The 1,225-nt window shown below is 49.5% G+C and carries 12 tRNA genes; all 12 read right to left on the reverse strand.

Annotation, left to right across the window (positions count from 1 at the left end):
* Positions 1-45: 45 nt before the first annotated feature.
* Positions 46-120: transfer RNA gene (locus tag V179_RS0105475), tRNA-Gly, on the reverse strand.
* Between the two features lie 3 nt (positions 121-123).
* A tRNA-Gln gene (locus V179_RS0105480) sits at positions 124-198 on the reverse strand.
* Positions 199-240: 42 nt separating this feature from the next.
* Positions 241-316: transfer RNA gene (locus V179_RS0105485), tRNA-His, on the reverse strand.
* 24 nt (positions 317-340) lie between these two features.
* Positions 341-414 (reverse strand) — tRNA-Trp (locus V179_RS0105490).
* Between the two features lie 10 nt (positions 415-424).
* Positions 425-508: transfer RNA gene (locus V179_RS0105495), tRNA-Tyr, on the reverse strand.
* A 15-nt stretch (positions 509-523) separates the two neighbouring features.
* Positions 524-596 (reverse strand) — tRNA-Phe (locus tag V179_RS0105500).
* Positions 597-637: 41 nt separating this feature from the next.
* A tRNA-Asp gene (locus V179_RS0105505) sits at positions 638-714 on the reverse strand.
* A 3-nt stretch (positions 715-717) separates the two neighbouring features.
* A tRNA-Met gene (locus V179_RS0105510) sits at positions 718-791 on the reverse strand.
* A gap of 35 nt (positions 792-826) precedes the next feature.
* Positions 827-902, reverse strand: a tRNA-Val gene (locus V179_RS0105515).
* A gap of 4 nt (positions 903-906) precedes the next feature.
* A tRNA-Glu gene (locus V179_RS0105520) sits at positions 907-981 on the reverse strand.
* Positions 982-994: 13 nt separating this feature from the next.
* Positions 995-1,086 (reverse strand) — tRNA-Ser (locus tag V179_RS0105525).
* A 3-nt stretch (positions 1,087-1,089) separates the two neighbouring features.
* Positions 1,090-1,164, reverse strand: a tRNA-Asn gene (locus V179_RS0105530).
* Positions 1,165-1,225: the final 61 nt, after the last annotated feature.

The following is a 1,225-nucleotide window of genomic DNA, read 5'->3' on the forward strand; positions in this document are numbered from 1 at the left end:
GTTTTGCAGACCTCTGCCTTACCGCTTGGCTATGCCGCCATAATTTGGAGCGGAAGACGGGATTCGAACCCGCGACCCCAACCTTGGCAAGGTTGTATTCTACCACTGAACTACTTCCGCATATGGCTGGGCTAGAAGGATTCGAACCTTCGCATGACGGAATCAAAATCCGTTGCCTTACCGCTTGGCTATAGCCCATTGTTACATATATATTCAATAATCAATTTATTATGTTTAAAATGGGGCGACTGATGGGAATCGAACCCACGAATGCCTGAACCACAATCAGGTGCGTTAACCACTTCGCCACAATCGCCATGATGTAATATGAATTTTGAGTTGGCAGGGGTAGTAGGAATTGAACCCACACCGAAGGTTTTGGAGACCTTTGTTCTACCTTTAAACTATACCCCTATATTATAAATGGTGGAGGGGGGCAGATTCGAACTGCCGAACCCGAAGGAGCGGATTTACAGTCCGCCGCGTTTAGCCACTTCGCTACCCCTCCATATTAAGTTCATGATGGCTCAGGACGGAATCGAACCGCCGACACAAGGATTTTCAGTCCTTTGCTCTACCGACTGAGCTACTGAGCCAAACAATGTATATCTACAGTAAGTTTAACTACTAATAAAAATGGCGGTCCGGACGGGACTCGAACCCGCGACCTCCTGCGTGACAGGCAGGCATTCTAACCAACTGAACTACCGGACCAGATTGCGGGGACAGGATTTGAACCTGCGACCTTCGGGTTATGAGCCCGACGAGCTACCAGACTGCTCCACCCCGCGATAATAAGAATATTAGGTTTCAACTAAAATTTTAATGGTGGAGGATGACGGGATCGAACCGCCGACCCTCTGCTTGTAAGGCAGATGCTCTCCCAGCTGAGCTAATCCTCCAATATGGTGACCCCTACGGGATTCGAACCCGTGTTACCGCCGTGAAAGGGCGGTGTCTTAACCGCTTGACCAAGGGGCCATATTAATTAGAATGGCGGAGAGCAAGGGATTTGAACCCTTGAGACAGGGTTACCCGTCTACACGATTTCCAATCGTGCTCCTTCGGCCACTCGGACAGCTCTCCATATGGCTCCGCAGGTAGGATTCGAACCTACGACCGTTCGGTTAACAGCCGAATGCTCTACCACTGAGCTACTGCGGAATAACACAATATAGTTTAGAATTAAACTGCCTGGCAATGTCCTACTCTCACAGGGGGAGAC

The sequence above is a fragment of the Bacillus cihuensis genome (assembly GCF_000504145.1).
Taxonomy (GTDB): Bacteria; Bacillota; Bacilli; order Bacillales; family DSM-1321; genus Peribacillus; species Peribacillus huizhouensis.